Below are 8,706 nucleotides of genomic sequence, written 5' to 3'. Positions count from 1 at the left end.
GTCGGCGGAGTAGCGGAGAAGGCGGCCGGTTCCTGAGCCTGCCAGACCAGCAGGACCTCGCGGCCGCGGTCCATGTGCGCGGCCGGCGTGGCCGAGATGCTGAGGAAATGCTCGCCCGCCTGGTGCGAGATGGCGGTGACCGTGCCGACCGGGTAGCCGGCCGGGAAGCGCCCGCCCAGCCCGGAGGAAATCAGCTGATCACCGCTCTTGATGTCGGCGTTGCTGGGCAGATAGGGCAGCGACAGGCTGCCGCCGCCTTCGCCGTGCGCGATGGTGCGTAGCCCATTGCGCGCGATCTCTACCGGAATGCCATGGTTGGGGTCGGTGATCAGCAGCGCCACCGAGGTGAGCGGGTAGACCTCGGTGATCTGCCCCATGATGCCGTGTGCGTCGATCAGCGCCTGGCCGATGAACACGCCGTCCACGCTGCCTTTGTTGAGCTTGAGGTAATGTCGATAGGGGTCCGGGCTGGTGGCGACGATTTCCGCGATGAGCATACGCTCGTCTAGCCGGCGTGCGGACTGCAGCAGGTTGCGGATGCGGCGGTTCTCGGCTTCCAGCGCCACCAGCTTTTGCAGGCGCATGCTGAGCAGCAGGTTTTCGCGCTGCAGGGCCTCGTTCTGCCGCAGGATCGCGCTGCGTGAGGCCAGGTTGTAGGCCAGCCGGTTGAGCCCCTGTGGAACCTGCGCCAGCGCTTCCACTGGCCAGCTCAGGGCTTGCAGGCCGACACGCAGCGGCCGTAGCACGCCGAAATGCTGGTCCACGAACATCAGCGTCAGCGACAGCAGGACGAACAGGCTGGCCTTGACCTGGATCGACAGGCCCTTGGGAAAGAGCGGACTGACGTCTTTGCTTTCTAAGCGGCCCACGTACTCAATGCCCCTCGCACCGCACCCCGAGCGGTCGAATCGCGACCCGACCCGCGCTGGTTAAATTTTGTGCAGAATAGTGCCAAACCCTTTGCAGCGCAAGAAGTTTTCTGCACCGGGCAGGCGGCGGCCAGGCGTTGCGGCTCTCTCCAAACGACGAGAGCCGGTCGGGCCGGCTCTCGGTGGGGCACGCGGGCCAGGCCTTACTCGACCGCAAACATCTGGCCGGTCTTCTGGTCCATCATCTCCAGCAGCATGCCGCCGCCCCGCGCCACGCAGGTCAGCGGATCGTCGGCAATGATCACCGGCAGGCCGGTCTCTTCGCTGATCAGCTTGTCGATGTCGCGCAGCAGCGCGCCACCACCCGACAGCACGATGCCGCGCTCGGCCACGTCCGAGCCCAGCTCGGGCGGCGTCTGCTCCAGTGCCGTCTTGACCGCGCTGACGATGCCGGACAGCGGCTCCTGCAGCGCGTCGAGCACTTCGTTGGAGTTGAGGGTGAAGCTGCGCGGCACGCCGGCGGCGAGGTGCCGGCCGACCACCTCGATCTCCTTGACCTCGGGGCCCGGGAAAGCGGTGCCGATGGTGTGCTTGATCTGCTCGGCGGTGGAGTCGCCGATCAGCATGTTGTACTGCCGGCGGACGTAGGCCATGATCGCCTCGTCGAAGCGGTCGCCGCCGATGCGCGCGGATTCGGCATAGACGATGCCGTTGAGCGAGATCACCGCGACCTCCGAGGTGCCGCCGCCGATGTCCAGCACCATCGAGCCGCGCGCCTCGCCGATCGGGATGCCGGCGCCGATGGCGGCCGCCACGGGCTCTTCCACCAGGTAAACCTTGCGCGCGCCGGCGTTCAGGGCGGACTCGCGGATGGCGCGGCGCTCGACCTGGGTGGAGCCGTAGGGCACGGACACCAGCACGCGCGTGAAGGAGGGCAGCACGCTCTGCTTGAGCACCTTGCGGATGAAGTGCTGCAGCATCTTCTCGGTGACGGTGAAGTCGGCGATCACGCCGTCCTTGAGCGGGCGGATGGTGGTGATGTGGTGCGGCGTACGGCCGAGCATGCGCTTGGCCTCGGCGCCGACCGCCTCGATGCGCTTGCCGCCGCGCCCGTCCGAGCGGATCGCGACCACCGACGGCTCGTTGAGCACGATGCCTTCGCCGCGCACGTAGATCAGGGTGTTGGCCGTGCCCAGATCGATGGAAATGTCGTTGAAGAAAAGGCCCCGGAAACTGTTGAACATCGCGGCTGAAACCTGCTTGTTCGCCTGGACGGCGGTGGGTGGTGGAGGGTGGCTAAAACAGCCGCAAACAATACCAACCGCAAGGGTTTTGGGCAAGCCGAGAGTGTGCTAATTTGTGCCGCTTTCCGGGGTGCGCGCGGCCGTTACGCCGCGCACCCGCCGTCACTCCCACGGCAGCCGTACAGCAACGGATCCAGCACCGATGAGCCTGCAGCCCGACCAGGTCCGTACCGTCGCCCGCCTTGCCCGCTTGGCCCTGCGCGAGGACGACCTGCCGCTCTACGTCCGCCATCTGTCCGACATTCTGGATATGGCGGCCAAGCTCAATGCCGTCGACACCGCCGGGGTGGAACCGCTGGCGCATCCGCTGGACGTGGTGCAGCGCCTGCGCCCGGACGCGGTCACCGAGACCGACCAGCGCGAGCGCTTCCAGGCGCATGCGCCGCAGGTCGAGAACGGCCTGTACATCGTGCCCAAGGTCATCGAGTAGCCGATGCCCATGCTGCACACCCTCAGCCTCCGGGAGCTGGCCGCGGAACTGCGTGCGCGCCGGCTGTCCAGTCGTGAACTGACCCGCCATTACCTCGAGCGCATCGCCACGCACGACCCGCGCGCGCAGGATGGCCTGAACTGTTTCATCACCGTGTGCGCGGAGCAGGCGCTGGCGCAGGCCGATGCGGCCGACGCGCGCCTGGCCCGGGGCGAGGCCGGGCCACTGGCAGGTATCCCGCTGGCACAGAAGGACATCTTCTGCACGCAGGGCGTGAAGACCTCCTGCGGCTCGAAGATGCTGGAGCGCTTCATCGCGCCCTACGATGCCACGGTGGTCGAAAGGCTCAACGCCGCCGGCATGCCGATGCTGGGCAAGACCAACATGGACGAGTTCGCCATGGGCTCGTCGAACGAGACCAGCTTCTACGGCCCGGTGAAGAATCCGTGGGACCGCGCCAAGGTGCCGGGTGGGTCTTCCGGCGGCTCGGCTGCGGCGGTGGCCGCAGGGCTGGTGCCAGCGGCCACCGGTACCGATACCGGCGGCTCGATCCGCCAGCCGGCTGCGCTGTGCGGCATCACCGGCATCAAGCCGACCTACGGGCGCGTGTCGCGCTACGGCATGATCGCCTTCGCTTCGAGCCTGGACCAGGGCGGCGTGTTCGCGCGCAGCGCCGAGGATTGCGCGCTGGTCCTGCAGGCGATGGCCGGCTTCGACCCGCGCGATTCCACCAGCCTGGACGTGCCGGTGCCGGACTACGCCGCGGAGCTGGACCGGCATTCCATCAAGGGCCTGCGTATCGGCCTGCCGAAGGAGTACTTCGCGGAAGGGCTGGAACCTGGTGTGCGTACGGCGATCGAGGCGGCCGTCAAGGTCTTTGAGTCGCTCGGCGCGGACATCCGCGAGATCAGCCTGCCGAACACGGCACTGGCGGTGCCGACCTACTACGTGGTCGCGCCGGCAGAGGCCTCCAGCAACCTCGCGCGCTACGACGGCGTGCGCTTCGGCCATCGCTGCGAGAGTCCGAAAGACCTGATGGATCTGTACACCCGCACACGCGGCGAGGGCTTCGGGCGCGAGGTGCAGCGCCGCATCATGATCGGCACCTACGTGCTGTCGGCAGGCTACTATGACGCCTATTACCTCAAGGCGCAGCAGGTGCGCCGGCTGATCGCCGACGACTTCAAGCGTGCCTTCGAGCAGGTGGACCTGATTCTCGGTCCCACCACCACGGCGCCGGCCTTCGGGTTGGGCGACAAATTCGACGACCCGGTGGCGATGTACCTCAACGACATCTATACGATTCCTGCGAACCTCGCCGGCCTGCCGGGCATGTCGGTACCGGCGGGCTTCGTGTCCGGGCTGCCGGTCGGCCTGCAGCTGGTCGGCAAGCACTTCGACGAGGCGCGCCTGCTGGCCGCCGCGCACCGCTTCCAGCAGGCGACCGACTGGCATACTCGCCGCCCGCCGGGATTTGAGTAAGCATGCGAGAGAATGGACAGGATAACAGGATGAACAGGACCTACAGGATTCGGAACTTCCGCTTTGAAAGAAGGAATTCTTTCCTGTTAATCCTGGAAATCCTGTCTATCCTGTCCATTTCTTCCTTCTGAGCGAACAATATGGAATGGGAAGCGGTCATCGGGCTGGAGGTGCACGTCCAGCTGCTGACCAAGAGCAAAATCTTCTCCGGTGCCTCGACCGCCTTCGGCGCGCCGCCCAATACCCAGGCCTGCGCCGTGGACCTCGGCCTGCCCGGCGTGCTGCCGGTGCTGAATGCCGAGGCCGTGAACATGGCGATCCGCTTCGGGCTTGCCACCGAGGCCCATATCGCGCCGCGCTCGGTGTTCGCGCGCAAGCACTACTTCTACCCGGACCTGCCCAAGGGTTACCAGATCAGCCAGTACGAGCTGCCGGTAGTGAGCAAAGGCCGGCTCACGATCGCGCTGGAGGATGGCAGCAGCAAGACCATCGGCATCACCCGCGCGCACCTGGAAGAGGACGCCGGCAAGTCGCTGCACGAAGGTTTCGCCAACGCTTCCGGCATCGACCTCAACCGTGCCGGCACGCCGCTGCTGGAGATCGTCTCCGAACCCGATCTGCGCTCGGCGAAGGAGGCGGTGGCCTACCTCAAGAAGCTGCATGCGCTGGTCTGCTACCTCGAGATCTGCGACGGCAATATGCAGGAGGGCAGCTTCCGCTGCGATGCCAACGTCTCGGTGCGACGCCGCGGCGAGGCCAGGTTCGGCACCCGCACCGAAACCAAGAACCTGAACTCCTTCCGCTTCGTCGAGAAGGCGATCAACTACGAAATCGAACGCCAGATCGATCTGCTCGAGTCCGGCGGCACGGTGGTGCAGGAGACCCGGCTGTTCAACACCGACAGCGGCGAGACCCGTACCATGCGCAGCAAGGAGGAAGCGAACGACTACCGCTACTTCCCCGATCCGGACCTTTTGCCGCTGGTGATCGAGCCGGCCATGATCGAGGCGGTGCGGCAGCGCATGCCGGAGCTGCCGGACGCCAAGCGCGACCGTTTCGTGAAGCAGTACGGGCTGTCTGCCTACGACGCCGGCGTATTGACCGCCACGCGCGAACTGGCCGACTACTATGAGAGTGTCGTCAAGGCACTGAATGGCCAGGAGCCCAAGCTCGCCGCCAACTGGGTGACGGGCGACCTGGCGGCCTTCCTCAACAAGTCCAACCTCGAGATCACGCAGTCGCCGGTCTCGGCCGCCGCCCTGGCCGGGTTGCTGCGACGCATCCTCGACAACACCATCTCCGGCAAGATCGCCAAGGAGGTGTTCGAGGCGATGTGCGCCGGCGAGGCCAAAGGTGAACAGGCTGCCGACGCCATCATCGAAAGCAAGGGCCTGAAGCAGATCACCGACACCGGCGCGCTGGAACAGGTCATCGACCAGGTGCTGGCCGCCAACCCCAGGCAGCTGGAGCAGTACCGCGCGGGCAAGGAGGCCTTGCTGGGCTTCTTCGTCGGCCAGGTGATGAAGGCCACCGGCGGCAAGGCCAACCCGGCCGAGGTCAACCGCCTGCTGGCCGCCAAGCTCAAGGGATGACATGAACGAGCGCGTCAGCCTCGAAATCCGCGATCAGGTCGCCTACGTCACACTGACGCGCGGCGAGAAGTACAACGGCCTGGACTTCGACATGTTCGTCGGTCTGGTCGAGACCGCGCGCCGGATCCGCAAGGACCGGTCGATCCGCGCCGTGATCCTGCGCGGCGACGGCCCTGCCTTCAGCACCGGCCTGGACGTGGCCTCGTTCTTCGGCAAACCCGGCAAGGCGCTGCGCATCTTCCTCAAGTACGGCATCAAGACCACCAACCTCGCGCAGGAGGCTGCCTGGTGCTGGCGGCGCCTGCCGGTGCCGGTGATCGCGGTCGTGCATGGCCGCTGCTACGGTGGCGCGCTGCAGATCGCGCTGGCGGCGGATTTCCGGTTCAGCACACCCGATTGCGAGTTTTCCATCATGGAGGTGAAGTGGGGGCTGATCCCGGACATGAGCGGCAGCGTCACTCTGCGCGAATTGCTGCCGATCGACCAGGCCAAGCGCCTGACCATGACCGGCGAGCTGTTCGATGGCCGCCGTGCCCGTGAGTTGAACCTGGTCACCGACATCGGCGTGGATCCGCTGGCCATGGCCGAGGCGCTGGTGACGGAGATCAAGACCCGCTCGCCGGATGCGGTGGCGGCGGCCAAGGCACTGTTCCAGAAGACCTGGGCCGCCAGCGAGCGCCGCGCGTTCGCGGTGGAAACGCGCCTGCAATGGCATATGTTCCTGAGCCGCAACCAGCGCGTTGCGGTGAAGGCCGGCCTGGCCAAGCAAACCCCGACATTCGGGCCGCGTCAGTACGGCGGTTGAGGCGTATTGCCACGGATGACCGAGAGCCCCGACAGCAACGCTGGCCTGTGGCGCTTCCTGTTCGAGCAGCTGCCCGTACGTGGTGCGTTGCTGCGTATCGGCACGGAGTGGGGTGAACTGCTGGCGCACCGACCCTATCCGGACGCGGTGCGCCAACTGCTGGGCGAGGCGATCGCTGCCGCGCCACTGCTGGCCTCCACGCTCAAGACGCCGGGCCGCCTGACCTTGCAGGCGGAAAGCGAAGGTGCGATCAAATTGCTGCTGGTGCAGGTCAGCCACGTGCTCGAAGTGCGCGGCATGGCGCGGCACGAGGCGCAGATGGACGGCAGCGGTCTGGCCTTGCTGGGCAATGGGCGCATGGCCCTGATCGTCGAGCCGGCCGCGCCGGCGCCGCGCTACCAGACGCTGGTGCCGCTGGTGGGCAGCAGCCTGCAGGAAAGCCTGATGCATTACTTTCGCCAGTCGGAGCAGCTGCCGACCTGGCTGATGCTGCATGCGGACGCCTCCGGCCTGGCCGGGCTGATGCTGCAGCGCCTGCCTGCCGTGGGCGATGTCGAGGCCGATGCGATCGAGGAAGGCTGGCACCGCCTCGGGTTGCTGGCGGACACGCTGCAAGTGCGGGAGCTGATGACCCTGCCGATCCCGCAGCTGCTGCAGCGGCTATTCCACCAGGAGGACCTGCGGTTGTTCGAGCCGCAGCCAGTGCACCTGCGCTGCCGCTGCAGCCATGGCCGCATCTCCGAGATGCTGCTGGGCCTGGGCCGCAAGGAAGTGGACGACATCCTCGCGGAACAGGGGCGCCTGCAGATCGAGTGCGGATTCTGCGGGCGCAGCTACACCTATCTTCCTGCTGAGGTCAGTCAGCTTTTTGCAGCCAGCACGGCGGACCCTGCCGGCGGTAGCCGGCACTGATATTTACTTGCGTAGGACGTAGATAATTGTGTCGCCGTAATACGGGACCTCGCCACGCATGCTGGCGGGTAACTTCCGCGTGAACAATGGCCGGGTCAATTCCTCAAACCAGCTTTTGTACTTGATGCGATTAACCGAGATTTCGACAATCTCGAGCTTTGCCTTACGCGCTGCGCCACGAAAGAAGACCATGTCAATGGGGTGTATGTGCCAGGACATCTTCGTGTGGTCGTCCATCGGCTCGAAAAATCGGTGATAACCCTTCGTGATTAGCAACGAACCTCAGCCAATCTGAGCACCGGCGCGGGATATGCGCGAGAGGTGGCGGCGGCGCGGATCAGGCGGCTGAGGATGGATTTCAGATCGAACCGGCGGTTGAAGCGGTAAGCGACTTCCGCAAGGTAACGATCGGCGTATTTGGCAAAGGCAAAGGCATGATAGGTTCCCGAAATGGCGGTCTTGAGGTTGCCCAGCACCGTGTTGACGTTGCGGAATTCGGGGTGCAGGACCGCCGCGCGGCCACTGCCGGTCTTGATGGCGTGGTAGTTGGCGACCTCGGCGGCCAGACCGGCCTTCAGGCTGGGCAGGGCGTCGCTGTAAACGAGGGCATCGGCGTGGATGACACGATTGGCCCAGTCCTGGATGCCGTCCTTGGTGAAACGCATGGCCTTGAAGCAGACCCGCTCGGGCTTGCCGTCCAGACTGGTCTGGACGGCGGCGATGAACGGGATCTTGTTCGGCGAGCCCCGCCCGACCTTACCCGGTCGTTCCCCGCCCAGATAGGCATCGTCGATCTCGACCCGGCCCTGCAAAATCCGGCGATCCTCGCGCCCGGCCATGACCTGCATGAGCTTGTGCTTGACCAGCCAGGCCGTGGGGTAGGACACCCCCAGATGTCGTTTCAGCTCCAGCGCCGAGACGTTGTTCTTGGATTGGGTCAAAAGATGCATGGCCAGGAACCAGGTCGAAAGCGGCAGCTTGCTGGCCGCGAAGATGGTGCCGGCCGTGGCCGTGGTCTGCTGCCGACAGCGGCAGCACTGCCAGTACTGCCGGCCTTCCCGCTCGAACACGCTGGCGCGGCTATCGCCACAGCCCGGACAGCGGAAACCGTCCGGCCAGCGTGCCGCCACCAGGGCCTGTTCGCACTGCCGGTCGGTCCCAAAACGCCGCATGAATTCCGCCATCGAAAGTCCGGGCTGAAACTGCACTCGATTCATCGCCATGGTCGTCTCCTTCAGTCGTATCCATGGCACCATCCTCTCAGCACACAGGCTCACCAGATGAGCCCGGCTGAGGTTCGTTGCTAATCAAG

General features: G+C 65.7%; 8 protein-coding genes. 5 read left to right on the top strand and 3 right to left on the bottom strand.

Annotation, left to right across the window (positions count from 1 at the left end):
- Together mreC and VNJ47_13565 are read right to left on the bottom strand one after the other, a co-directional pair.
- On the bottom strand, positions 1-869 hold an 869-nt coding region (mreC, locus tag VNJ47_13570; protein ID HXG29863.1), incomplete at its 3' end, for a rod shape-determining protein MreC.
- A 203-nt stretch (positions 870-1,072) separates the two neighbouring features.
- On the bottom strand, positions 1,073-2,113 hold the full coding sequence (locus VNJ47_13565; GenBank protein HXG29862.1) for a rod shape-determining protein: 1,041 nt from the start codon (positions 2,111-2,113) through the stop codon (positions 1,073-1,075).
- A 202-nt stretch (positions 2,114-2,315) separates the two neighbouring features.
- Here VNJ47_13565 and gatC point away from each other — a divergent pair, with 202 nt between their 5' ends.
- From gatC to VNJ47_13540, 5 genes are all read left to right on the top strand, one after another.
- On the top strand, positions 2,316-2,603 hold the full coding sequence (gatC, locus tag VNJ47_13560; GenBank protein HXG29861.1) for an Asp-tRNA(Asn)/Glu-tRNA(Gln) amidotransferase subunit GatC: 288 nt from the start codon (positions 2,316-2,318) through the stop codon (positions 2,601-2,603).
- Positions 2,604-2,612: 9 nt separating this feature from the next.
- On the top strand, positions 2,613-4,085 hold the full coding sequence (gatA, locus tag VNJ47_13555) for an Asp-tRNA(Asn)/Glu-tRNA(Gln) amidotransferase subunit GatA (GenBank protein ID HXG29860.1): 1,473 nt from the start codon (positions 2,613-2,615) through the stop codon (positions 4,083-4,085).
- A gap of 140 nt (positions 4,086-4,225) precedes the next feature.
- Positions 4,226-5,677: an Asp-tRNA(Asn)/Glu-tRNA(Gln) amidotransferase subunit GatB gene (gatB, locus tag VNJ47_13550; GenBank protein HXG29859.1), complete on the top strand. Its 1,452-nt coding sequence runs from the start codon at positions 4,226-4,228 to the stop codon at positions 5,675-5,677.
- 1 nt (position 5,678) lies between these two features.
- Positions 5,679-6,482, top strand: coding sequence for a crotonase/enoyl-CoA hydratase family protein (locus tag VNJ47_13545; GenBank protein ID HXG29858.1), 804 nt, complete (start codon positions 5,679-5,681; stop codon positions 6,480-6,482).
- 15 nt (positions 6,483-6,497) lie between these two features.
- The gene (locus VNJ47_13540) at positions 6,498-7,394 is read left to right on the top strand and encodes an Hsp33 family molecular chaperone HslO (GenBank protein HXG29857.1); all 897 of its coding nucleotides are present in this window, start codon (positions 6,498-6,500) and stop codon (positions 7,392-7,394) included.
- Positions 7,395-7,663: 269 nt separating this feature from the next.
- On the opposite strand, the gene VNJ47_13535 is transcribed toward VNJ47_13540, so the two are convergent.
- A complete protein-coding gene (locus VNJ47_13535; GenBank protein HXG29856.1) occupies positions 7,664-8,617 on the bottom strand; it encodes an IS1595 family transposase in 954 nt (317 codons plus the stop codon).
- Positions 8,618-8,706 lie beyond the last annotated feature (89 nt).

The organism is Nevskiales bacterium, from assembly GCA_035574475.1.
Taxonomy (GTDB): domain Bacteria; phylum Pseudomonadota; class Gammaproteobacteria; order Nevskiales; family DATLYR01; genus DATLYR01.
The sequence above is the reverse complement of the archived record's forward strand: the minus strand, read 5'-3'. Positions and strand labels throughout refer to the sequence as shown.